Raw genomic sequence first — 24,819 nt, 5'->3', positions numbered from 1 at the left:
TTGTGATAATGCTATCAAATTGATTATGTTGTCATTATCACAGAGTAAAGCGAGCTTAGCTAAGCCGATAAATACAGCGCTTAGCCAACTCGGCCCTTAAACGCTTAACTCAGTTGGTTAAAGGGATGCGCCTCGCCCCATGGGGAAGCCAATATTTGCTCAAGTACCGCTGTGGGTACTGAGTTAACATCCTTAAAACGCCATTGCGGTTTCTTGTCTTTATCAATCAAGAGTGCACGAACGCCTTCGCAGAAATCACCGTGGGCACACATGTTAACACTCGCGGTTAATTCCCATTTGAAACATTGAGCTAAGCTAAGCTTAGTCCCTAACTGCCCTTGGATATAGACCAAGTGCCAGCTGATAGGGCTACCCGCAAGGAAGGTGTCCCGCGCTTTCATTAACCACTTTTCTTCCGATACCAGAGTTGACATACGTGTTGCAATATCCTGCAAACTGCCCGCCATAAGCCTGTCAATTATGTCTTGGCTTTCGGCTAATACACTGTCGCCCTTCGGAATATCCACTTGATTAGACAGCTCGTTAATCATGCTATCTAAACGTTGATGATTAAGTGCTGGCGTATCGCTCCAATCTAAGGTTGCCATGGCATCAAACATCAGCTCTTTGTCGTCGCGGTTCAGATAATGATCCGCAAGGCCCACATAACAGGCATCGGCGGCATTGAGTTGATAGGCGGTCAATCCCAAAAACAATCCCATCTTGCCCTGCATACGATTAAGGAAATAACTGCCGCCCACATCGGGATACAGGCCGATAGTCACCTCAGGCATAGCGATACGCGAGGTTTCGGTAACGACTCTGTGACTTGCGCCCGCCATCAAACCGAGGCCGCCGCCCATGACTATGCCATCACCCCACACCAACACAGGTTTGCCAAAGGTATGCAGTAGATAATCGAGGCGATATTCCTCTTCGAAGAAAACCTTTGCTTCCTCAGTCACTTGCCCATTAGCGGCAATGGAAGCATGGTATAAAGCGCGCACATCACCACCAGCACAAAATGCCTTCTCACCGCTGCCATCTAATACGATGCAAGCGATAAGAGGATCTTTCTTCCACAGATTAAGCTGCGCCGTCATAGCGCGCACCATGCCTAAATCTAAGGCGTTGAGGGCTTTTTCCACATTGAGTGTGACTACTCCAACCAATTTGCCAGAAGCAGTGGCTAAGGTTTGAAACACCACATTTTGTGTGGTCGTGACCTGATTTGCGACATGCTCGACCACGTCATTATCTACTACATTCGTCATTAGCGGTTTCTCCACTCAGCTTTACGTTTCCCTAAAAACGCATTCACGCCTTCGGCCTGATCTTCAGTATCAAATAATCCGACAAATAACTCACGCTCAATCGGTAGCGCTTGGCTACGCGCCATAGTGCGCCCCGCTTGAATAAGCGTCTTACACGCTGTCACGCTGCTTGGGCTTTGATTCGCCACTTTGACGGCTAAGGCAATTGCCGCATTAAGCGCTTCGCCAGTATCGACCACTTCTTCCACTAAACGTAGATTCAATGCCTGAGTCGCATCGATACGCTCACCGCATAAAATCATCCGCTTAGCCCAACCTTCACCGACTAGAGCGGTCAGATTCTGAGTGCCACCCGCACAGGGTAATAAACCGACCGTTGCTTCGGGTAATGCCATTACAGCTTGAATTTCGGCGATACGAATATCGCAGGCCAACGCGACTTCTAAGCCGCCGCCCATGGCATAGCCGTTAATCGCGGCAATCGACACACCACGGAATTGACTTAAGGTTTCAAAGGCTTCACCAAAATGCTTTGCCATCGTTGCCGCATTACCTTTGTCACCATCGCTAAACAGTTTTAAATCGGCGCCAGCGGAGAAGAACTTTTGCCCTTGGCCCGTTAACACTAAGGCATAAATATCTTTATTGGCATTCAGCTCAAGCACTTTGGCTTTAAGCGCCTGCAAACTCTCGGCGGTCCAAGTGTTGGCTGGCGGATTGTTCATGGTCAGAATCGCCGTGTGGCCTTCGATACGTTCAACTAAATATTCCATCTTTATAGACTCCTTTTCAGTTATCGCCGACCTGTAAGTCATGCATATTGCGAGTTGAATTACAGGATTTGTCCTGCATTTTCATCGAGTAAACGACGGGCGATAATTAAGCGCATAATTTCGTTAGTGCCTTCTAAAATCTGGTGTACACGCACATCACGGAAATGACGTTCCAGCGGGTACTCCCTTATATAACCATATCCACCATGAATTTGCAGCGCCGCATCGCAGACTTGAAAACCCACATCAGTGGCAAAGCGTTTCGCCATAGCGCAATAAGCCGTGGCCTCAGGATCGCCACTATCGAGTTTAAATGCCGCAAGACGCACCATTTGGCGGGCTGCGACTAATTCTGTCGCCATATCGGCAAGTTTAAATTGCAGCGCTTGGAAAGCCGCTAACGGTTTACCAAATTGCTGACGCTCATTCATATATTGAGTTGCGCGCTCTAAAGCCGACTGCGCCGTACCCACAGAACAGGTAGCGATATTGATGCGACCGCCGTCTAAGCCTTTCATCGCGAACGCAAAACCTTGGCCTTCTTCACCGAGCAAATTCGCTACTAGCACGCGCACGTTTTCAAAGGTGATTTGACGGGTCGGCTGGGCATTCCAGCCCATTTTATCTTCGGCTTTACCGTAGATAACACCAGCGGCATCCGCCGGAATGGCAATGGCCGAAATTCCCTTAGGCCCAGCTTGACCTGTACGGCACATCACGACTAAAAGCTCAGTGGCGCCCGCACCCGAGATAAACATTTTCGAGCCTGAAATCACATATTCATCACCGTCACGCACCGCTTTAGTTTGCAAAGATGCAGCGTCCGAACCCGCGCCCGGCTCAGTCAAACAGTATGACGCTAACATCTGCCCAGTGGTTAACGGCTCAGACCAAGTCTGACGCAGGGTTTCAGTGCCCCAAGTCGTCACCATCCAAGTCGCCATATTATGAATGGTCAGCATGGCCGTGGTCGCGGTGCAGCCTTTGGCAAGTTCTTCAAAAATAATCGAGGCATCAAGGCGCGATAAACCCATTCCACCTTCGGATTCTGGCGAATACAGAGAGCAAAAACCTAGCTCACCGGCTTTTTGGATCACGTCTTTGGGGAAATGATGTTCTTCATCCCACTTGGCGGCGAACGGGGTTAATTCTTCCGCGGCAAACTGGCGCGCAAGATCGGCAAACTGACGTTGGTCATCGTTGAAATTAAAATCCATTGGGCTCTCCTATGACTCTATGGTCACTTTTTTATTGAATAAATTGGGCGCCATAAAGACGCCGTGGTTTATAACCGAGCTTAGCGTAAGTTAATGCTCATATTTGGCGTTGAAGCTACGGCGATATCGGACTCAAACCAGCGGGAAGTGATGGTCTTGGTCTCGGTATAGAAACGCACCGCTTGCTTGCCATAAGCATGTTGATCGCCGTAAAAACTGCCCTTCCAACCGGTAAATGAGAAGAAAGGTAATGGCACAGGAATAGGCACGTTAATCCCCACTTGGCCGACTTCGATTTCATGTTGATATTTACGGGCAGCTGCACCGCTAGCGGTAAAGATAGAAGTGCCGTTGCCATAAGGGCTGGCGTTAACTAATTCGATGGCGGCTTCTAAGGAGTCTGATTCCATACAACACAGTACAGGGCCAAAGATTTCTTCCTTGTAAATGCTCATCTCAGTAGTGACTTTATCGAACATGGTTGGGCCAATCCAATTACCGGATTCATAACCTACCACGGTAAAATCGCTGCCATCGAGTAAACACTCGGCGCCTTCGGCTTTACCTTGGGCGATAAGTTTAAGCACCCGCGCCTTAGCTGCAGGGCTGATAACTGGACCATAACCCGCTTCTTTATCGTCCCATAAACCTGGGCGAACTTTGGCTAAGGCTTCTTTTAATTCTGGGATCCACTCTTTAGCGGCGCCAACAAACACGGCAACCGAAATCGCCATACAACGCTGACCCGCCGCGCCCACAGAAGCGCCAACTAAGTTGTTGATCACTTGCTGTTTGTTTGCATCTGGCATGATAACGCAGTGGTTTTTCGCGCCCGCAAAGGCTTGCACGCGTTTTAAGTTATCGGTACCCGTTTTATAAATATATTGACCCACAGCCACAGAACCGACGAAAGAAATGGCTTTAATCGCAGGGTCTGCCAGCAGGATATCTACGGCGGTTTTATCGCCATGCACTAATTGCAATACGCCCTTAGGTGCGCCCGCCTCAACAAACAGCTCAACCAGACGCTGCGGCGTCATAGGATCTTGTTCTGAAGGCTTTAAAATGAAAGTGTTACCGCAGGCAATCGCCAATGGGAACATCCATAACGGGATCATCGCAGGGAAGTTAAATGGCGTAATACCGGCACACACACCGAGTGGTTGAGTGTAGCTGTAAGTATCAATTGAACGCGCGACGTTCTCGACAGTTTCACCCATCAATAATGACGCCACGTTACAAGCATGTTCAGCCACTTCGATACCGCGCCATACATCGCCCTTGGCATCTTCGAAGGTTTTACCAGTTTCCTTTGCAAGAATGGTCGCCAGTTCGTCGTGATGTTCTTTTAGCAAATGTTGATAACGCAACATGACGCGCGCACGTTCAGATACTGGCACTTCTTTCCAGGTTTTAAAGGCCGCTTTTGCGCTGGCAATCGCAGCGTGAACTTCTTCGCTAGTGGCAGCATTAATCACGGCAATCGGCGAGTTATTCGCGGGATTGGTGACAATAATCTGTGATGTGCCCGTACCTTGGATAAACTCGCCGTCAATGTAATGCTTTACTTGTGTGGTCATGTTGCAATCCTTTCCTTGTAGAGTGATGGACTGGCGGTGCGATATTATGATTATCCTCAAGGGAAGTGATTGCCCTTGCCAGCCCCGTCTTGTTGATTCAAATCTAAATGATCTAAGTCTTGTTAATCTCAGTCTTGTTGATTTAACTAAAATGTTAAGCGATTAGACCTCGATGGCCATCGCTGTTGCTTCACCACCGCCGATACACAGCGAGGCGACACCGCGCTTAAGGCCGCGGGCTTTTAAAGCATGAATTAGAGTCACTAGCAAACGTGAACCAGAACAGCCAATAGGATGACCTAAAGCGCAAGCGCCGCCATTGACGTTAATCTTAGCCACATCTAAACCCAGTTCAGACACGGCAAGCATAGTCACCATGGCGAAGGCTTCGTTGATTTCAAATAAATCGACTTCATCCGTTGACCAACCCACATTAGCCAGCAATTTCGCCATAGCCCCAACCGGTGCAGTGGTAAAGAGTGAAGGCTCTTGGGCGTGGGTGGTGTGGCCTTTAATGGTGGCTAATACAGTTAAGCCTAAACGCTCAGCTTCGCCGCGAGAGGTCAGCATCAATGCCGCTGCGCCATCGGAAATAGAGCTAGAGTTAGCTGCTGTGATAGTGCCATCTTTGGTAAAGGCTGGGCGCAGCGTAGGAATTTTTTCAGGGCGGGCATTACCGGGTTGCTCGTCGGTATCGATAGTCACATCACCGCGACCATCACTAACTGTGACAGGCGTAATTTCGGCCTTAAAGGCACCCGAGTTAATCGCGGCATTGGCTTTTTCGAGCGAACTTAGCGCAAAGGCGTCCATCTGCTCACGAGTGATCCCAAATTCATCGGCTGTTTTCTGGGCAAACGTTCCCATGGCGCCGCCAGTATAAGCATCCTCAAGACCATCTAAAAACATATGATCGAGCACTTTGCCGTGGCCCATGCGCATGCCGCCGCGGGCTTTATCCAAGAGATACGGCGCTTGGCTCATGCTTTCCATACCGCCAGCGATCACCACTTTTGCACTGCCCGCTTTAATCAAATCGTGGGCTAACATGACCGTCTTCATGCCTGAGCCACAGACTTTGTTCACTGTGGTCGCACCAACGGATAAGGGTAATCCCGCACCTAAAGTGGCCTGACGCGCAGGCGCTTGACCTAAACCAGCGGGTAATACGCAGCCCATCAAGACTTCATCGACATGCTCACCCGCTAATTGAGTCTCCACCAACAAGCCCTTAATGGCTGTCGCGGCTAAAGTCGGTGATGCAACAGATGACAAACTGCCTTGAAAACCACCCATAGGGGTGCGTTTAGCGGCAACAATAACAATATCTTGATTTAACGGTTCAGTACTCATGCAGGCTCCAACCCAAATTGACCACAAGGCCTAGTGCTAGCCTTGGGACGTTTAATAAAATCGACAATAAAACAACTCTGACGTTTACGCGAACGTAAAGCAAGTATTCCTTGGTCTAATGTGTCGATTTTATCGGGTAAAAATTGTCAGTAAGGATTTACAGCGAGGCAGGAATTAAGCACAGTCAAGCGTGGACAACAGAATCGAAGGGAGAGATAAATTAAGGGATTTTGGGTATCAGCTTAGGTCACATCCATGTGACCACATCACCATAAAAGGCTAAACAAAACCTTATCGCGATTCCCACGGCGTCATCGCCGTCATATCACTTAAGTCATAAGGCGTTAACTGGTAAACGTAATAATTGAGCCAATTACTGACCAACAAACTACCGTGGCTGTGCCAGCGGGCAATGGCTTCAGCTTCTGGATTATTATTTCGATAATAGTTTTGTGGCACATTTGGCGTTAAGCCTTGGGCTAAATCCCTATGGTATTCATCGTTTAAAGTCGATTTTTGATATTCAGGGTGACCCATTACAAACAAGTTACGGTTATTGCGACTTAATACTAAATAGGCCCCGGCTTCATCGGACTGCGCTAACACTTGCAGCTGCGGGTGTTGCCTAATTTCTTCCACATCCATCTCGGCAAAACGCGAATGGGGTGCAAAGAACTCATCATCAAAACCACGTAGCAGTGGGAAATGCTGACAAGTGCGCCTATGTACAAATACGCCAGAACGCTTCTGTTGCAATATTTTTCGATTTAAACCATAGAGATGATACAAGCCCGCATGGGCTGCCCAGCATAAAAACAACACTGAGGTGACATGCTCTTGGGACCAGTCGATGATTTCACGGATATGATCCCAATAAACCACATCTTCGAAATCGATTTGCCCAAGCGGCGCGCCTGTGATAATGAGACCGTCGTAATTTTTATGGCGCACGGCTTCAAAGTCACGGTAAAAAGTATTCATGTGGTCGATGGAAGTATGCTTGGACTCTTTGTCGTGAATGCGCAGTAAATCCACATCGACTTGTAAAGGCGTGTTACCCAGTAAGCGCAATAACTGGGTTTCAGTCTCGATTTTGTTCGGCATCAAGTTCAAAATCAGCACCTTCATCGGCCTGATATCTTGATTCGCCGCCCGAGTCTCGGACATAACGAAAATATTTTCTGACTCTAACACCCCTGCTGCGGGCAGATGATCTGGAATTCTAACCGGCATACCGCGCCTCTTCTGTTCGTAAATACTAACGGATTCGGCGCGTATGTCAGCTCACTTCTGAGCGGGCTAACTAGCCACCGACTTTCTCTAGCAGTATCGTCATTGGCTCAGTGGAATTGAGATCAATGTGATAGGCTTGAGTATTAATAAACAATAACTTATCACCCAACATAATCCGGGCACCTATGGCATAAGTGTGACCGGGTTGGAACTGATCGCTACCAATCGCAAAACTGAATGGTGCCGGTGTCGCAGCACCTTGTTGTACGCGCTCCGCCATCACTATGGCTGGCACATCCATTTTTGAGACATCAAGCAGTTGCACTATGACCTTAGCATCGGCAGGTAAGGCTATCCGTTCGCGATATAAGGTCTCGCCTTTTATCTCAACGATAGCATTCGGTGTTGCACAACCCGATAACCCCCCCATGATGGCCATTAATGCTAAGGCTGTTAATCTCAACGCGCTTAAACGCAACCATTTGTTCATTTTGTTTCTCCTAATCATACATAAAGACTTCTAGATGTCCACACGCCCAAGCTATAAATCTTGTCTTGGTGAGCATAACTTTCTATCATAAGCCACCATTTCGTTGCCGAAAAATCTATGACCCAAGCAACTGCAATAATTGTGGGAGCTAGCTCACAATTAAGTCGTGAACTTGCAAAGCAATTGGCAGATCAACAGGTTGAATTAGTCTTATTCGCCCAAGATCCAGAATCACTGCGCGATTTTGCCTTATCCTTGCCAACAAAAGTACAAGTTTTTGCACTTCAAATTGAACAACCTCAAGCCATCATCAACCAACTTGAATCAGTCTGGCAAACTCTTGGCGGCGCGCACTTAGTCTTAGTCAATACTGGCCTCAATAGCTATGACCCCGAGTTGCCTTGGCTACCGGAGCAAGACATTATCGATGTCAATGTGCGAGGTTTTGCTGCCATCTGCAATACGGCATTTAGACTATTTCGCGAGCAAGGTTATGGACAACTGGCGGCAATCAACTCGATTGCGGGCCTGCGCGGCGGGCCGAGTGTGGCCTATCACGCCTCAAAAGCCTTTGGGCAGAATTACCTTGAGGGCTTAAGTATGCATGCTCAGCGCCTTAAGCTACCGATTACGATTACCGATATCCAACTTGGTTTGCTCGATAAAGCCGCTATGCAGCAAAGTGCGATGTGGCTTGCACCATTGCCACAAGTCGCGGCGCAAATCATCAAGGCGATGAAACAAGGCAAACGCCGCGTCTATGTGACCAAACGCTGGCGCCTCGTCGCTTGGCTTACTGTGTTATTACCCGAATTTATCTATAACACTCGCCACTGGAAAGCTAAAAAGCCAAAGCGCTAAGTCGGCTTAACCTGAGTGGAACATGTCAGGATAAAAGTGCAGAAACGAAAAAGGAGCCTAAGGCTCCTTTTTTACGCTTATCTGATCCGTAGATTAGAAAGTGTAACCTACGCTGACCATATAAACCCATGGGTCAATATCGGTTTCGAATTGTTGTTGCGCACCTCCGGCAGTGAACTTAACATCTGTACTAATTTTTGCGTACCACACAGATGCGTTCACCAACCAATTCTTGTTCACTTGATAATCCAAACCTACTTGTGCAGCTAAGCCCCAAGAAGTACTCATACTTAAATCACTTAATCCTAGAGACTTGCCATGGGCATTAAAATCATTGTCATAAAAGTTAGTGTAGTTAACACCTACACCAATATAAGGACGAATAACAGATTGAGAATTACCGAAATAGTACTGCGCCACTAGCGTTGGCGGCAGTTGCTTAGTTTCAGCAATCTCACCGACACCATCTGCAGGCAAAGAAACGGTATGGCTAAAAGGGGTTGCCGCTAATAACTCAATCCCAAAGTTATCTGTCAACATGTAACCAAAGTTTAAGCCTAATTGGGTATTATTATCGACTGAAAACTCACCCAAAGTTAAAACGTTGGCACTTGATTCATTTGGCGCAACAACCACAGCACCCGCACGAACGATAATGTCACCCGCTTGGTGAGCCGATACAGAGGCAGAAAAACCAGCGGCTAAAAGGGTGGCAGCGACCAGTGTAGAAACAGTGTTTTTATTCATCATCATACTCCATATGTACAACATAGGTTTTTGTTTTGTATTACATCCTTAACAATTGACGCCTACACTGCCAGAGATATGCGGCTGATTTATTGATCCAAATCAAAGTGAGTGAGCGATACTCACTTATAGGTACTACACATGGGAGCTGAATCACGAAATTCAAACATTTATTGACAATACCCCTTTGTTTTCTGTGAGCTAAGTGTTGCATTAGCCATCACTAATGACTACCGCAAGAGGTAGTGATCAATAACACCATAAACATTTTAGTAACAATGAAAAGCACTTAACTAAGAGGTTATTTGAACATTAAGTTCAAATTATTGAGACGAGTTAAATGATACCAATCACATTAAATATCTAATCAGTTCAGAGCCTCACAGGCATCTCAATCCAAGGCGCATTGACGCAAAAATGGTTATTCCCTTTTAAGTCAATACAACACCGGAGTGGGATGCCTGTGTGGCTCCCGAAGGGCGGGTTTCAACGCGCTTTATACTGCGTTTAAGGCTTTCGACAGAGCACCACTATGCCTTCAAGCCTTCGCCTTGTCTAAAGCGCGTTGAACTCCCGCTGAATGAACAGATATTTAATACGATTGGTATTAGGATAAAAACAAAAAATGGACAAATAAAAACGGCTTGAGGATGATACCTATCATGTTAGATAACTAGATTGCATGGAATGATAGTGTGAGGCGGTTAAGTCTGTTTTAGACTGAACGAATAAGAAAGTGAGAAGATTAGCTTGAGTAACAACACGTAAGCAAAGGATAGCGAGTTAGCCAGCCCTTAGTCGCGACTCTGTGATGAAACACGGGTAATGATCGCTTTGGATTGGCGCTCAATTTGAGGGCAAACAGGGAGTTCAGCCCAAAGGGAACCACCAGCTCAATACCGTAATGCGTGCAATGATGATCAGTCTCTGCATCTACCTGAGTATTTGTCTCAACATGAGATTTTAAACCCACCCCAACCGCGGTTTCTAACTCTGGCCAATGGGCCATAGCATCAATACAAGATGTGTAAGCCATGTCTTGATTGCGACTATGCATGCGCGCCTGATTCTTAACCGACCAAGGTAACTCAGGGGCAAGCTGATGAAGATAGGTTTCAATCGCCAGATCCCGCTCAGGGCTAATATCTAAAGGGCAAAAATAGATCAGATCGATATCGTTCAGTGGACTCAACTCAAATTCGTGCAAACGATCCCAGACTAAATTACGGACAAATCCCGCCGCCAGACACCACTGCGGCATTGAGTATACTTGGGCGCATTGAAGCGCGAGTTCAAGCGCCCTCACTCGCTCGCAGTCTTGAGCTATCCATTCGAGTAATTGATGCTCTAGCGCTGTTTCACTCATTGCATCATTCATAACATTCCCCGTAGCACCACTCATAACAGTATCGCCCGCTTCAATATAGATAAAAACACGGGAAAGACATTAGGCTTACTCCACTTCGCCATCGGTTTCTGAGCACTTTACGACCTCATGACAGAGCAGAGAAACGAGACTATAAATAGGTGCCATCACCGCAACACAAATCCAAAAACCATGTACATCTTTGTCTAGCAGATTAACGCTAACAATGTAGATGGGCACAAACAGTAGTATCCATTTTATTATATTGAATTTGTACAGTATCGGCTTATCACAATGGCAGCAGCGTCCTTCGTTAATCGGCACATCCTTAGCGCCGAGTTTACCTTTGCAATACGGACATTTTTTACTGAAAAGCATTTAAACTCCATCGCTGAGATAAGACTCTCAAAGCAAGTCTCATCATCCATTCTTTCTATTCGTAAAAACCGTATCCGCACAATTCGTTACACCGCATCCGCTTGGCGCTCTGGGGCCGCATTGGCAAAGGCTTCAAGCTGGTTACACTCGGCCCACACGCGCATGATATTGGGATAAGGCGTTAAATCCACATTAAAACGCTGGGCGTTATACACCTGCGGTACTAAACACAGATCGGCTAATGTCACGGCATTCCCAAAGCAGTAACGACCGCTATGCCGTGTTAACAAGGTTTCTAAGGCCGTAAAACCACTTGCGACCCAATGGTGATACCAAGTATTTTTGGCGGTGTCATCAGCACCTAAGGTTTGCGTTAAATACTGCAATACCCGCAAGTTGTTTAATGGATGGATCTCACAGGCGACCGTAAGTGCCATAGCGCGCACGTGGGCACGTTCAAGAGCCGATGCAGGCAATAATGGCGACTGTGGATGTATCTCATCAAGATATTCGATAATCGCTAAAGATTGCGATAAGGCATCCACATCCAGCTCATCATCCACCACTAAGGTTGGCACTAACTCTAAAGGATTAAGCGCAATGTAGGCCGCTTTATGTTGCTCGCCGCCATCACGTACGAGATGCACTGAAAACTGTTCGGCTGAAATCCCCTTGAGATTAAGGGCAATACGAACCCGATAGGCTGCACTGGAACGCCAATAACCGTAAAGTTTCATATTTTCATGTCCTTATAAAAGTCAGTATAAAAACGGGGCAATTAAGCCCCGTTAGTTTGAGTCGGTGTAGCCCTTTAAGGGAAAGCCTTAGGCTTTGTATTCAACCACTTTTTGATCGATAGAACCAAAAATGGTTACATCATTATCATCGAGCATTTCGATACGCACTGTGTCACCAAAACGCATAAATGGCGTAGTGGCTTTGCCTTCGGCAATCACTTCTAACATACGTTTTTCCGCTAAACAGCTCGAACCTGCGCTACGGTCATAGTTAGAAATAGTACCAGAGCCTATAATCGCGCCTGCGCCCAATGGACGGGTTTTTGCAACATGCGAAACTAACTGACTGAAATTAAAGGTCATATCAACGCCCGCATTCGGACGACCAAATAATTCACCATTTAAATAGGTGATCAGCGGTAAATGCACTTTCGAATCTTCCCAACGGACACCCAATTCATCCGGTGTCACAGCCACAGGCGAAAAACTGCTCGATGGTTTAGATTGGAAAAAACCAAAGCCTTTCGCCAACTCACCAGGGATCAAGTTACGCAATGACACATCGTTAACTAGCATCAACAATTTAATGTGCTTAGCTGCATTGTCAGTGCTCACGCCCATAGGCACATCATCGGTAATAACCGCAATTTCAGATTCGAAATCGATACCCCAGTCTTCACTCGCCAATGGGATATCCGCTTTAGGGGCAATAAAGCTGTCTGAGCCTCCTTGATAAAACAACGGATCTGTCCAAAAGGTTTCTGGCATTTCTGCGCCACGGGCTTTACGGACTAACTCAACGTGATTCACATAAGCGCTACCATCGGCCCATTGGTAAGCACGCGGTAATGGCGACAAACACTTAGCTTCGTCGAACGCTTGCGCGTTATCTAACATGCCTTCATTTAACGCATCGTACAATTCTTGCAATTGCGGTCTCAGTAAATCCCAACCATCGAGTAATTGCTGCATAGTGTGGGCAATGGCAGGAACGGCAACCGTTTTAGTGAGATCGCGGCTGACTAACATCAACTGACCATCACGACGACCATTGTTATAACTTGCAAGTTTCATATTGGCTCCAGTGCTCTTCGGCTAGGTGTACAATTTTATTGTGCTGGAAAACACGCGACGTCACCCAGCTTATATTCGGCGATTTAAATCGAACTTTTTGACTCATTAAGGGCATACATGTTACGCAGTTCGCGCCAACGAGGCATGCGCTTTTACTTGCTTTAACGTATTTGTTGCGCGTAGAAATACCCGATGCAGCTCAAGATTCCTATAGCGTGACCAAAATCACATTTAGGTCAATTATTTCACATTTTGTAAACTAATCATTACGTTTATAACCTAGTTACCGCTTATCAATATCTCGGTAAGCAATATGCCTGAAAAGTCGGCAACTAAGTGGAACGATACTGTTACATTGACTGTGTCAACCCAACGAGACTCTAACTAACGGCGCTTGGCTATCTTGTATTCACGCAGTTTATTAGCAATAGCTGTGTGTGATACACCTAGCTTTTTCGCCAACTGGCGAGTGCTCGGGTAGGCCGGATATAATCGACGCAACAAACTCGCTTCAAACTGCTTCATTGCATCGTCCAGATTGCCCTCAAACTCATTATCAAAGTAACCAAAACCTTCGGCGTATGACGGCAATTTCAGCTGTTCTACCGTCAACTCGGCCGAGCCATCCCACATAGACACGGCTCTAAAGACCGCGTTCTTTAATTGGCGTACGTTACCTGGCCAAGCGTAGGTGAGCAAATGGTCGCGGCACTGGGCCGAAATCCGCCGCACTGGGCTAGACAACTGTTGACTGTAATGTTCGAGGAACATTTCCGTCAGTGGAATGATATCGACTTTACGCTCGCGTAAGGACGGAATGTGATAACTCAGCACATGGATGCGATAGTACAAATCTTCCCTAAACTCGCCGGTTTGGCATAGTTCAGCTAAATTTTTCTGGGTCGAGCAAATAATTCGCACATCAGCACGCACTTCTTCATCGCCCCCTATGCGTCTAAAAGTGCCATCTTGCAATAGCCGTAGCAGCTTAACTTGAGCCGCCCTAGACATTTCCGCCACTTCATCGAGAAATACTGTGCCACCCTTAGCTTCTTCAAAAAAGCCTCGTTTGACGACTTTGCCCTGACTGACGTAACCGAATAATTCCTCTTCGGCAGCGCTGTCGGGCAGAGCGGCGCAGTTGATGGCGATAAAAGGTTTTTCACGGCGCATCCCCGCATCATGGCTAGCTCTGGCCATTAATTCTTTGCCAGTACCCGTTTCACCCGTGATCAACAAAGGTGCATCGAGCTGGGCCATACGCCGCGCTTGCTTAAGCACTTCCTTCATCTTGTCACTGCTGGCTAATACATTTTCAAAGCCAGTGGTTTGGTTCTGCAGCGCGTTAAACTGTTTTCCAACACGCGCAGGGGATTTTAGCGACACCACAGCACCAACCAAGATGGTTCTTTCATCCTCATCAGGTAGGTAAATCGGCAGCATTTCGGCAAGATACTCATTCGGGCCGATTTGAACTCGCGCCGCTTGTGGCAATACTTGTGCTTCACTCAACCATCGGCTGAAGTTAAAACCTTGCACCCAATGATTAAGCGACTCTTCGAGCACTTCGTGCTCACCCATGCCTATATTGAGCAAGGCGGACTCATTAACGATACGAATACGTGCCTTGGCATCGATAGAAAAAACGGAGTCGGGTAAGGTTTTGAGCAGGGTTTTAAGGGCGTAATGTTCTTGCTCTGAGGGCATAAATGACACCGTACGCACATCGTGGACACTTTCCACTTTGCGGATCTGCGGCATCAAGGCACTCAAGGTTTCAAAACTGATTTCGGCAAATTGTAAGTACAGGAATCCTTGGTTACTGGCATCAATGGCAATTAAATTAATACCATAACGCTCTAACACGACTAAGATATCTTTGGCTAAACCAACACGATCCTGACAGCTGACTTCCAAGCGCATAATGACTGATATTCCCTTTTTTGATTTGAATTTTGGGGATAAACCGTGCAGAGCTATTTTTCGCCTTAGGCTTTACAACAAAAATAACGCTTGCTAGGCAAATCGTTACCTTTGACGAAAACGTCAGCGATGAGGGGAAATAGCAGAGCCCGTATACGTTAGAAGGTTAAACTGAAAGTGGCAAGCCTAGTTTACAGTTGAATTGTAACAGGAAGAAAAAATCAGCATCATAAAACACATTAAGATGCTGATTAAATTGATTAAATAATTAACCTAGTAACTGGTCTGTCTTGGCGGCCATGATGAAGTCATTCTTATGTAGCCCCTTAATGGAGTGCGACCACCAAGTGACAGTCACTTTACCCCATTCAGTGAAAATGCCGGGATGATGGAATTCTTCTTCCGCTAAATCCGCCAGCTTATTCGTGAATGCCATCGCCAGTTTAAAGTTTTTAAACTTGTAGACGCGCTCAAGCTGCATTACGCCGTCACGCACTTGCACGCCCCAGTCAGGGATCATACGAATAAGTTCTGCCAACTCTTCATCGGTCACTTTTGGTGCATCGGCTTGGCACGCTTCACATTTCATATTCGATAACGCAGTCATACATACTCCTGTTGGCAACATTAATAGGGATATTCAGTTGCACTTTACTCATTACTTATTAATTACTTAAATCACATGACTAAATTAGATGGCGACTCAAATAACACATCAAACCATCCATCGAATCGAGACTAGCTCGCCTTGGCTTTGGGAGGATATTTAGGAGCAAATAAACCTAACTGACGTGCCTTAGTGACATAACTCATGATGTCCATTTTGGCAATTTCATCAAGCATATCAATGTGCTCAATCACATAATAAATCGGCTGCATAATGTCGATGCGATATGGGGTTCGTAGCACATTCAATAAATCAAAGGGTTGACGTTCTGGCACGTCACTTTCCATTGCATATAAAGTTTCACCAGGTGAGCTTAAAATACCGCCACCATAGATACACAAGGGGCCATCTTTAGGCTGTAGCAAGCCAAACTCAACCGTAAACCAGTATAAACGCGCTAAAAACACCCTTTCTTCTTTGCTGGCATTTAAACCTAATTGGCCATACATATGTGAAAAATTAGCAAATGAAGGGTTGGTGAGCAAAGGGCAATGACCAAAGATTTCATGAAAAATATCAGGCTCTTGCAGGTAATCAAACTCTTCCTTACGGCGAATGAATGTCGCCACAGGAAACTCTTTATTGGCCAGTAGTTCAAAGAAACGGCCGAAGGAAATAAGCGCAGGTACGGCTGCCGTTTTCCAGCCGGTGGTCGCTTGCAATACAGTATCAATTTCAGTAAGTTGCGGAATACGATCCTTTGGCATAGCCAAGGCATCTAGCCCTTGCAAATACTCCTTACAAGCACGGCCAGGCAGGTTTATCGCTTGACGGGCATAAAGCTGGCTCCAAATCTCATGTTCTTCTTGCGGGTAGTTGATAAACCCTGTGTCATCAGCTCTGTGAGCGATGTATTCTGTTCCTTTCGTCATAGTCTTCACTTAGTGGCTAGCGCTCATGGAACCATAGTGATCTAAGCCTTTAAATTTGTTAACTCCCTCACACTTTATTCTTGCACCACCACTGTGACGTAAACGTAAAGCAAATATTACAAGGGTATTAAAAACGCCATGCAAGTGCACATCACCCATGCTGGATTAGATGCTCTGTGCTACCTTTGCTAAAACTTACGTCGACTTCGCTGTAAAAATACTTAAATATCCTAAGTTTTCAGCGTTTCTAAATAGCTTTTCTGTGCAGGTCATTTACAATATTGGCCATTAACCGCATCTCCTTGACCTAAAAGGTTCGCAATGAAACAACATCAAATTCGTAAAGCCGTTATTCCTGTCGCAGGCCTAGGCACTCGTATGCTTCCAGCGACCAAAGCAATTCCAAAGGAAATGTTACCTGTTGTCGATAAGCCATTGATTCAATATGTAGTCAGTGAAGCTATCGCAGCTGGGATCAAAGAAATTGTACTCGTGACCCACGCCAGTAAAAACTCTATCGAAAACCATTTCGATACCAGTTTCGAACTAGAAGCCCAATTAGAACGCCGCGTTAAACGTCAGTTACTTGAAGCCGTACAATCTATTTGTCCTAAAGATGTAACAGTGATCAGCGTGCGCCAATCTCAAGCTAAAGGCTTAGGTCATGCGATTTTGTGTGCTAAATCTGTCGTCGGCGATGCACCATTTGCCGTATTGCTACCGGATGTGATCATAGATGAAGCCAGCTGTGACCTTCGTACCGATAACTTAGCCGCTATGGTTGCCCTGTTTGATGAAACCCAAGTCGGTCAAATCATGGTGGAAGGCGTGCCACATAACGTCGTCAACCAATACGGTATTGCCGATGTGAATGGTCATGATTTACAACCGGGTGAATCTGAGCCATTAGTCGAACTGGTTGAAAAACCCTCTGTAGATGAAGCTCCTTCTAATTTAGCCGTTGTAGGCCGTTATGTTTTACCAGCCAGCATTTGGCCGCTACTGGCTAAAACCCCTGCGGGCGCAGGCGATGAAATTCAATTAACTGATGCGATTGCGATGTTAATGAAGCAAGAAACCGTAAATGCTTACTACATGGAAGGTAAGAGCCATGACTGTGGTAACAAGCAAGGTTATATGCGTGCTAACGTTGAATATGCCCTGCGCCACAGCGAAATCGGTGAAGATTTTGCGCACTATTTAAAAACCGTTGTAAAAGGAATTAAGTAATGACGATTTTAGTGACCGGTGGTGCTGGCTATATTGGCACCCACACAGTAGTAGAACTGCTCAATGCTGGTAATGATGTGATTGTATTGGACAACTTGTCTAATTCAAGCATAGAAGCCTTAAACCGAGTCGAGCGGATCACTGGTAAATCGGTTACTTTCTATCAAGGCGATATTCTCAATAAAGCGTTATTGCAGAAAGTGTTTAACGATCATGCTATTGATTCAGTTATCCACTTTGCAGGATTAAAAGCGGTGGGAGAATCCGTCGCAAAACCCCTGAAGTATTATGAGAATAACGTTACGGGTACGCTTATCCTTTGCCAAGTCATGGCAGAGTTTAAGGTAAAAAATCTCGTATTCAGCTCATCGGCAACTGTGTATGGCGATCCCGCAAGTTTACCGATCACCGAAGACTTCCCCACAGGGGCAACAAACCCTTATGGTCAGTCGAAGTTGATGGTTGAACATATACTGGCAGATGTACACAATGCCGATCCGAGCTGGAATATCGCCCGTCTGCGCTATTTTAATCCGGTTGGCGCCCATGCCAGTGGCTTAATCGGCGAAGATCCTAACGATATCCCTAACAACTTAATGCCCTTTATTGCGCAGGTTGCCGTGGGTAAACGCACCGCCTTAAGCGTGTTTGGTAATGATTATCCGACCCACGACGGTACTGGCGTGCGTGACTATATCCATGTCGTGGATTTAGCCAATGGCCATTTAAAAGCGCTCGCAAAATTGGCCACTAAGCCTGGTCTAGTGACCTATAACTTAGGCACAGGCCAAGGATATAGTGTATTAGACATGGTTAAAGCCTTTGAAAAAGCTTGTGGTAACACCATTGCCTACCAAATTGCGCCACGTCGTCCAGGGGATATTGCTGCCTGCTACGCCGATCCAACCCACGCAAGGGAAGATCTTGGCTGGCAAGCGACTCATACCCTAGAAGATATGGCCAACAGTAGCTGGCATTGGCAATCAACCAATCCCAATGGTTATAACGGCTAATAACTTGAATGGCTTGTGGAAATCTCCCAAGCCATTTTTCTTTACCCTCTAAATACCATCGCTTTACAGCATTAACCACCCGAGGAGCAACATGACTCAAAGTATTAATCACAGCCGTCGCAGCCTCTTTCGCCGGCGTAAAGATAATGCGATAAGGCCGCCTTGGGTGCGTGATGATATCGAGTTCACCGATGTGTGTACTCGTTGTTCCGCCTGTCTTGAGGTTTGTGAAACTCACATTATCATCAAAGGTGATGGCGGATTTCCTGAAGTCACCTTTAAGGACAATGAGTGCACATTTTGTACCCTGTGTGCTAAGGCTTGCCCTGAAAATATTTTCGATTTGACTCAAGCACCTTGGCAATACCAAGCCCATATCCAAGAAAGCTGCTTAACCTTTCAAGGGATCTGGTGCCAAAGTTGTAAGGATGCCTGCGAACCAAGAGCCATCAGTTTTGTGCTCAGTATTGGTCATGCTCCGAGCCCCAAAATAGACCTTGATCTTTGTACTGGATGCGGTGCCTGCGTAGCTCCTTGCCCTAGCAAAGCCATTGAGATAAAACGACCAACTTGATAGAACACTGTAATTGCATTAACACATGCAGAGCTGTGCTTCTCATGGATTTTAAGCTAGTATCGCGCCTCTGTTGAACTCAGTTAATCCCTTCTCGAATTAAGTTAATTTATGATGATGTTTGTAAAAAAACTGTTTTTCCCGCCTAAAAAAAGTACCTCTTTTAGCTTTATTGCTCGAGGCACTAAACTCACGGGAAATATCGAATTAACAGGCGACGTGCTTGTTGGCGGTGATATCCAAGGTCAGCTGCTTTCTGAGGCCAATATCACCATAGAACAAGGCGGTATAATTCAAGGTGGAGTAAAGTGCCATGAATTTATCGTCGATGGACACTTCAAAGGCAGACTCATTTGTGAGCGTTTAGTGATCCAACGTAATGGTGTTGTCGACGGCGAAGTGGCAAGTACCTCAATGCAAATCCTTGAGGGTGGCCAATTTATCGGGATGCGGATTAAAGAAGATGCACCAACCATTTATTCCCATGCAATAGGCCATACCCCAACAGCAGATCCACTCAACTTACCGTCCGTGCAAAACGACGTCATAGAATCTCGTTAATCCGAAATGCATCACTATCGTTTGCTCGCCGCCTTAGGTGAGCAGACTTTGACTCACTCTTTTAGCTCAATCATTCCTTATCGCTCGATGTTAAACATAGCGTCTACTCATCTAACTCCCCCCTCTCTTTACAATAGTTAAATAATTGTTATTTTGCCGAGAGGGATCACAGTTAATCCGCATGCTGAATGTTAATATTGGCAGTTAGTATCCATGATATTTGATCGCGGTGGTTCGGGTTATCGCAAGGACACAGAACTCCCCTAATAGCGCCGCAAAAACATTTAAGACTCATACAGGGCAAAATACAAAATGAGCAACTTATTACTAAAACAGATCTGTGAACTCGATGTTTTTACCTTGCTTGTATTTAAAAGTATTTTCGACACTGGGCACGCAAATAGTGCGGCCAAAGCGCTAGATGTTTCTGCCCCCAAAATAAGCCGCTGCCTCAATGCATTACGCCTAACCTTTAACGATGAACTATTTTATCGTCGTCAACAGGGGCTTAAACCGACGCCATTAGCAGAAAGTCTCTACGTTGCTATTTGCCAGTTTACTGAATCGGTTTATCACCTCGAACAATCTGCAATCCAGATACAAAATGCGGCCATCAATACCGACTTACCGCTGCATATCGCTGCTTGTAATGGCCTGCTAAGCTTTTTAGCACCTCAGTTAAGCACTCCTGAACTTGCCCAAAAGCTAGGACAAATACGCTTACATAAATGGCAGGAAAATAGCGCTGAGTTGATCCACGCAGGTGCACTTGATTTTGGGATTACGTTTGAAAGTGCTGAAAATAAAGAATTAAGTTATACCAAACTTGGCTCAATCAATGGCATTTATATCGTTGCAGCCAAGCAACATCCGCTTTGGGACGTTGAGACGAATATTACCTTAGAGCAAATTTGTCGCCATCCGTTTCTATTTCAAGAACTCAAGGGCTTTAACAGTAAAATCGATCCCTTAGAATTATTTTGCCAGCGCCAAGGTATCTTACTGCCTACCGTAGAGAAAGTGATAGACAGGGAGGAATGGTATGCCCATCTATTAACCATGAAGAGTGTGGCTTTTTGTTCTAGCATTGATATGCACACAGTTAAACATATGCCCGGATTACATCTCGAGCGCCTTAGCGACACAGAGCTTAATAAACTCCACGAAACGATGATGGCGCCACATTATTATCTGATTGAGAAACCTGCAGTTCATCGGCGTTACAGCCAAAGCCAGTGTGATCTCGTCGTGCGCTCCTTACTTGCCGCACTCGAACCAGCACACTAATACAAAAATAGATTACACACTAAGTTCATCAACCTAGCTTACGTCATGGATGTTAAGTGGGTTTACTGGGCTATGGCTTCTATTTATCCAAGGCACAATTCAATCACTTTAAAATGCCATATCGTCCCCCTATGCTCGCTCTCTTATCCCATTGCTTTTGTGCTCAAAACCTTAAGATAACGACTTAAGATTCAGGCTCTCTTAACATCGTTCATTTTGCTTAACCGAAAATGAATTCATCATTTCGACCTAAGTTTAAAGATTGAAATTGTGATACACATCATAGGCTAGCAGCTTAATTTCACTATTTAAAATATCAAAATGCAAAGTTTAGAATTACCATTCGCAGGTGTTAAATCATCGTTCACATATCAGATACAAATTTGCAAATACCACTTTATAAGTAGATGAATCCTCCTATATTAGAGGCACTGCACACGCAGTCTTATAGATAGAAAAAGGGACGCGATGATGAAAAACTACAATAAATCTCTACTGGCACTGGCTCTCGTCAGTACCTTAAGTCTTACCGCCTGCGGGGACGGAAGCGATGGTCAAGATGGGGCACCTGGCACACCAGGTACACCCGGAACACCAGGCACTCCCGGAACACCAGGTACACCCGGAGCCCCTGCGGGTTCCTTCGCAACGACAGCCCAATCCATTACAGATCTGGCATTCACTTTAAGTCCTGCAGACATTAAAGTGACCAGCAGTGAAGGCTTCAGTGTTAAATTTACTGTTACGGGTAAAAATGCAGGCAAAGTAGTCCCATTCAAAGGACTGGATAAAATTGCAATTTATTCTTTAACAGCAAATGAAAACACCTCAGGTACTGGCGCGCCGATTGAGTGGCAAAATAATGCCACGGCAAATGCCGCTGGCACTTCGTTAACTTGTACTCTAAACGGCCTGAACGGAACTAAAAACGCTTGTACTTTAACCGAAGATACAGCGACGCCAGGCACTTACACAGCAACTTGGACTTATGGTGGCGCAGCGCCAATCATTAATCCAAATGATAATCCAAACGCAGTACACAGAGTCTTTTTACGTGCTTACAACATCGCCGATAGTACAGGTGTCGTCCTATCTGACAAGATTTTGTCTGTACCCGTTGATTTTATCCCTGCAACAGATGAATTAGGTGTATCGGGTAAAGACACAGTATCTAGTGCGGCATGTAAAAACTGTCACGGTGAGGTAGACGGCCATATCGCGAAGATTGAAGCCCATCATAACTACCAAGATGTTAAAAACTGCGTAACTTGCCATAACCCTGATCTCGTTCCAAGTGACGCACAACTGGCTGAAGGTTGGGTATTTGATTTTGCCCCCATGATCCACAGGATCCACGCAGGTCATCACATCAGTGACAGCTTAAGTGGCGAAGCAAAAGAATATTTCGGTGAAGTTGGTTTCCCATCTGATTTGAAAGAATGTAAATCTTGTCATGATGGTGCACCAAGTTATAACACCAATATTTATGCACAAGCTTGTGTGGGTTGTCATATCAATGTGAACTTCACCACTGGCGAAAACCATTCAGAATTTGGTTTAGCCCAAGCTGATGATACTCAATGTAAATCTTGCCATGGCAGCGGTAGCTTAACACCTGAAGCTGTACACAGTGTCGGTAAACGCGCTGAGTATGCAAGCCTATTCAAAGTTGACTTTACCAGTGCGGCAGTAGTGACTTCAGCAGCACCTGGAATGAAAACATTGACATTAAAAGCCAATGTGACCATGAATGGCGCTGCAATTCCTAATGGAACCGATTTAAAAGTGTATAACGCGACAACTAACCCTACTGGTATGTTTGTGGCTAACGGCTTATTACTGGGTAACGTAACTACTGATGGTACTGTTTATGCTTGGAGAGATGTCAAACCAACAGCAATCGCTCTTAAGCTTGAAAATGGTACGCTGGCAGATGGTGTATTAACCTTTGTAAAAGATATTCCCGATGCCCAAGCTGTAGGTACTATCTACGTCAGTTCAGAAGCCAACGTCTGTATCAAAGCAGGTAAAGTGAGTAGCTGTAATGCCACAGGACTTGAATTTGGCCCAACAAATCCAATTGGTAACACTGCTCCTGTTAAATTCTATAGCTTAGATGCTTCTGCAGTAGTTAAAGCTCGAATGACAGATCCTGCTCGAATTACCGTAGAAGAAGCAAAATGTAACGCCTGTCACGGCACCTTAGATTATATCAAGGGCACCAGACACGGAACTTACACTTTTGATCAATGTATGAACTGTCACAACGATACAACAGGTGCATCAGGCCATAAAACAGTGGTTTCTAAAGGTGAAGACGGTAGCAAAGTCATTAATCCAGAAGTCACTTTCAATAACAAAGACTTATTCACCGTCGCCCACCGTTTCCACAGTGGTAACTTTGATGTTATCGCAGGGATCTTCCGCGATGCCAATGGTGAATTAGTCGGTTATCCGTCACCAGAAACTGCATGTTCTGCATGTCACAAAGATGATGCAAAACTGTTTGCGGCTGACGGTGGTTTAGCCTCTGAGAAACGTTCAATCAAAGTGGGTAGCAACTACATTAGCCCAGTAGCTGAATCATGCCGTAGCTGTCACGCTCACTCTGATGCAGCGGCTGTCGCTCACTTTAGAAGCAACGGTGCTGTGGTTGAAGCTGACGCAATGACAGATCCTAACTTACCAGTAGAATCTTGCGCAACTTGTCATGCTGAAGGTAAAACCTACGGTGTAGATAAGGTACACGCAGAGGTAGCACACTAGTACCTTTGGGTTGCCCCTGCACAACCCAAACTTTAATCTCTGCAACTCATTGGGGACCCTAGGGTCCCCTTTTTTATTGCTGATGATCTTCAATTGAGATTGTAGATTTAACCAGCTGAGCGGCTACATTGTGCAATACGTTGTCTAAGTAACTTAATAAAGTCCTTAGGTTCCCTATCTAAACTGTCATGGGGAATATACAAGTGATACCCTAAACGCGTATCTAACATCACGCAGCGATGCCCAAACATAGCCAATACACCACGATAACGATCCCCTTCTATCACTAAAGGGCCAAACTCAGCGCCGAGATAAGTTTCTAAAGTCGCTAAGTCTGCATCTTGAGAGGCGGCTGTCACCAGCAAAGGTCGCTGTTCAGTTAATAATCCTGTTGCTAGACGCAGGGAAATATTATCGAGAATGGGATTTAAATGTTTCAGTTTAATGCCTAAATAAGATAACTCTATAGTATCTAAACCATTAGTCACCCGCGGAATATCGACCCGCTGAATATTATCCCAATCGATAGACACTTTGCCGCGGCGATGAAAATAGGTCAGCCCCTTGTCATCTAGTGCTAGAGTCGTTTCCGGCTCATACACCTTGGCTAAACCGAGAATGAGTGAAATAGCGCCCAAACTAAAAAACATCAAACCAACAGCAAACAAGGCCGGCCACGTCAGAAACAGTCCCAAACCCAGCACCAGACTTAAGCCTCCCAGCCAAGTTAAGGTTAACCCATTTCGTTTCGATAAAGGACGCACAGATACTATTTCTGACTCAATTGTCATTGTTCATCTTCCTGTTAAAACTCACTATCTTTAGACTGAACTTGGCAAACCA

The 24,819-nt window shown here is 45.7% G+C and carries 24 protein-coding genes; 8 read left to right on the top strand and 16 right to left on the bottom strand.

The features are described from left to right. Nucleotides 1–104 precede the first annotated feature (104 nt). From L5M38_RS14365 to L5M38_RS14335, 7 genes are all read right to left on the bottom strand, one after another. A complete protein-coding gene (locus L5M38_RS14365; protein WP_263179506.1) occupies nucleotides 105–1,274 on the bottom strand; it encodes an enoyl-CoA hydratase/isomerase family protein in 1,170 nt (389 codons plus the stop codon). Further along, the gene (locus L5M38_RS14360; protein ID WP_173245775.1) at nucleotides 1,274–2,047 is read right to left on the bottom strand and encodes an enoyl-CoA hydratase; all 774 of its coding nucleotides are present in this window, start codon (nucleotides 2,045–2,047) and stop codon (nucleotides 1,274–1,276) included. Before L5M38_RS14360 ends, L5M38_RS14365 begins: the two co-directional genes overlap by 1 nt. A gap of 59 nt (nucleotides 2,048–2,106) precedes the next feature. Then, a complete protein-coding gene (locus tag L5M38_RS14355) occupies nucleotides 2,107–3,264 on the bottom strand; it encodes an acyl-CoA dehydrogenase family protein (RefSeq protein ID WP_263179505.1) in 1,158 nt (385 codons plus the stop codon). Between the two features lie 80 nt (nucleotides 3,265–3,344). Further along, nucleotides 3,345–4,844: a CoA-acylating methylmalonate-semialdehyde dehydrogenase gene (locus L5M38_RS14350; RefSeq protein WP_263165856.1), complete on the bottom strand. Its 1,500-nt coding sequence runs from the start codon at nucleotides 4,842–4,844 to the stop codon at nucleotides 3,345–3,347. Between the two features lie 162 nt (nucleotides 4,845–5,006). Then, nucleotides 5,007–6,197 (bottom strand): thiolase family protein, encoded by a 1,191-nt coding sequence (locus L5M38_RS14345; RefSeq protein ID WP_263179504.1) that lies wholly within the window; start codon nucleotides 6,195–6,197, stop codon nucleotides 5,007–5,009. A 291-nt stretch (nucleotides 6,198–6,488) separates the two neighbouring features. After that, complete coding sequence (metA, locus tag L5M38_RS14340; protein WP_028760567.1) at nucleotides 6,489–7,430, bottom strand: homoserine O-acetyltransferase MetA; 942 nt, start codon at nucleotides 7,428–7,430, stop codon at nucleotides 6,489–6,491. 70 nt (nucleotides 7,431–7,500) lie between these two features. After that, nucleotides 7,501–7,920, bottom strand: a complete 420-nt coding sequence (locus tag L5M38_RS14335; protein ID WP_263165852.1) for a YbaY family lipoprotein — start codon at nucleotides 7,918–7,920, stop codon at nucleotides 7,501–7,503. A gap of 117 nt (nucleotides 7,921–8,037) precedes the next feature. On the opposite strand from L5M38_RS14335, the gene L5M38_RS14330 reads away from it, so the two are divergent. Then, a complete protein-coding gene (locus L5M38_RS14330; RefSeq protein WP_028760569.1) occupies nucleotides 8,038–8,781 on the top strand; it encodes an SDR family NAD(P)-dependent oxidoreductase in 744 nt (247 codons plus the stop codon). A gap of 93 nt (nucleotides 8,782–8,874) precedes the next feature. On the opposite strand, the gene ompW is transcribed toward L5M38_RS14330, so the two are convergent. Then, nucleotides 8,875–9,528 (bottom strand): outer membrane protein OmpW, encoded by a 654-nt coding sequence (gene ompW / locus L5M38_RS14325; protein ID WP_263165849.1) that lies wholly within the window; start codon nucleotides 9,526–9,528, stop codon nucleotides 8,875–8,877. A 465-nt stretch (nucleotides 9,529–9,993) separates the two neighbouring features. Between ompW and L5M38_RS14320 the strand changes: the two genes are divergently transcribed. Further along, on the top strand, nucleotides 9,994–10,176 hold the full coding sequence (locus tag L5M38_RS14320; RefSeq protein WP_263179503.1) for a hypothetical protein: 183 nt from the start codon (nucleotides 9,994–9,996) through the stop codon (nucleotides 10,174–10,176). 97 nt (nucleotides 10,177–10,273) lie between these two features. On the opposite strand, the gene L5M38_RS14315 is transcribed toward L5M38_RS14320, so the two are convergent. From L5M38_RS14315 to phhA, 7 genes are all read right to left on the bottom strand, one after another. After that, nucleotides 10,274–10,906 (bottom strand): nucleotidyltransferase family protein, encoded by a 633-nt coding sequence (locus L5M38_RS14315; RefSeq protein WP_263179500.1) that lies wholly within the window; start codon nucleotides 10,904–10,906, stop codon nucleotides 10,274–10,276. 75 nt (nucleotides 10,907–10,981) lie between these two features. Continuing rightward, entirely contained in the window at nucleotides 10,982–11,272 is a 291-nt protein-coding gene (locus L5M38_RS14310; RefSeq protein WP_263179499.1) for a hypothetical protein, read from the bottom strand. A gap of 86 nt (nucleotides 11,273–11,358) precedes the next feature. Next, on the bottom strand, nucleotides 11,359–12,009 hold the full coding sequence (gene maiA, locus L5M38_RS14305; RefSeq protein ID WP_212600044.1) for a maleylacetoacetate isomerase: 651 nt from the start codon (nucleotides 12,007–12,009) through the stop codon (nucleotides 11,359–11,361). 87 nt (nucleotides 12,010–12,096) lie between these two features. Further along, on the bottom strand, nucleotides 12,097–13,083 hold the full coding sequence (locus tag L5M38_RS14300) for a fumarylacetoacetate hydrolase family protein (protein ID WP_028760574.1): 987 nt from the start codon (nucleotides 13,081–13,083) through the stop codon (nucleotides 12,097–12,099). Nucleotides 13,084–13,467: 384 nt separating this feature from the next. Further along, nucleotides 13,468–15,006, bottom strand: coding sequence for a transcriptional regulator TyrR (tyrR, locus tag L5M38_RS14295; protein WP_263165843.1), 1,539 nt, complete (start codon nucleotides 15,004–15,006; stop codon nucleotides 13,468–13,470). A 268-nt stretch (nucleotides 15,007–15,274) separates the two neighbouring features. Further along, nucleotides 15,275–15,613, bottom strand: a complete 339-nt coding sequence (locus tag L5M38_RS14290; RefSeq protein WP_106650051.1) for a 4a-hydroxytetrahydrobiopterin dehydratase — start codon at nucleotides 15,611–15,613, stop codon at nucleotides 15,275–15,277. Nucleotides 15,614–15,744: 131 nt separating this feature from the next. After that, nucleotides 15,745–16,545, bottom strand: a complete 801-nt coding sequence (gene phhA, locus L5M38_RS14285; protein ID WP_219250194.1) for a phenylalanine 4-monooxygenase — start codon at nucleotides 16,543–16,545, stop codon at nucleotides 15,745–15,747. A gap of 321 nt (nucleotides 16,546–16,866) precedes the next feature. Between phhA and galU the strand changes: the two genes are divergently transcribed. The 6 genes from galU (at nucleotide 16,867) to L5M38_RS14255 (ending at nucleotide 23,976) form a co-directional block, all read left to right on the top strand. Then, nucleotides 16,867–17,775 (top strand): UTP--glucose-1-phosphate uridylyltransferase GalU, encoded by a 909-nt coding sequence (gene galU / locus L5M38_RS14280; protein ID WP_263179498.1) that lies wholly within the window; start codon nucleotides 16,867–16,869, stop codon nucleotides 17,773–17,775. After that, a complete protein-coding gene (gene galE, locus L5M38_RS14275) occupies nucleotides 17,775–18,788 on the top strand; it encodes a UDP-glucose 4-epimerase GalE (protein WP_028760579.1) in 1,014 nt (337 codons plus the stop codon). The genes galU and galE overlap by 1 nt, the downstream gene beginning before the upstream one ends. 91 nt (nucleotides 18,789–18,879) lie before the next feature. Continuing rightward, complete coding sequence (gene napF / locus L5M38_RS14270; protein ID WP_263179497.1) at nucleotides 18,880–19,362, top strand: ferredoxin-type protein NapF; 483 nt, start codon at nucleotides 18,880–18,882, stop codon at nucleotides 19,360–19,362. Nucleotides 19,363–19,473: 111 nt separating this feature from the next. Then, nucleotides 19,474–19,923 (top strand): polymer-forming cytoskeletal protein, encoded by a 450-nt coding sequence (locus tag L5M38_RS14265; protein WP_263179496.1) that lies wholly within the window; start codon nucleotides 19,474–19,476, stop codon nucleotides 19,921–19,923. Nucleotides 19,924–20,235: 312 nt separating this feature from the next. After that, complete coding sequence (locus tag L5M38_RS14260; protein ID WP_263179495.1) at nucleotides 20,236–21,210, top strand: LysR family transcriptional regulator; 975 nt, start codon at nucleotides 20,236–20,238, stop codon at nucleotides 21,208–21,210. A 468-nt stretch (nucleotides 21,211–21,678) separates the two neighbouring features. Next, nucleotides 21,679–23,976, top strand: a complete 2,298-nt coding sequence (locus L5M38_RS14255; RefSeq protein WP_263179493.1) for an OmcA/MtrC family decaheme c-type cytochrome — start codon at nucleotides 21,679–21,681, stop codon at nucleotides 23,974–23,976. A gap of 107 nt (nucleotides 23,977–24,083) precedes the next feature. On the opposite strand, the gene L5M38_RS14250 is transcribed toward L5M38_RS14255, so the two are convergent. Next, on the bottom strand, nucleotides 24,084–24,767 hold the full coding sequence (locus tag L5M38_RS14250; protein WP_131523788.1) for a DUF2982 domain-containing protein: 684 nt from the start codon (nucleotides 24,765–24,767) through the stop codon (nucleotides 24,084–24,086). Nucleotides 24,768–24,819 lie beyond the last annotated feature (52 nt).

This window comes from Shewanella sp. SM101 (assembly GCF_025654465.1).
GTDB classification, from domain to species: domain Bacteria; phylum Pseudomonadota; class Gammaproteobacteria; order Enterobacterales; family Shewanellaceae; genus Shewanella; species Shewanella oncorhynchi.
This window is presented reverse-complemented; position numbering and strand designations above follow the sequence as displayed.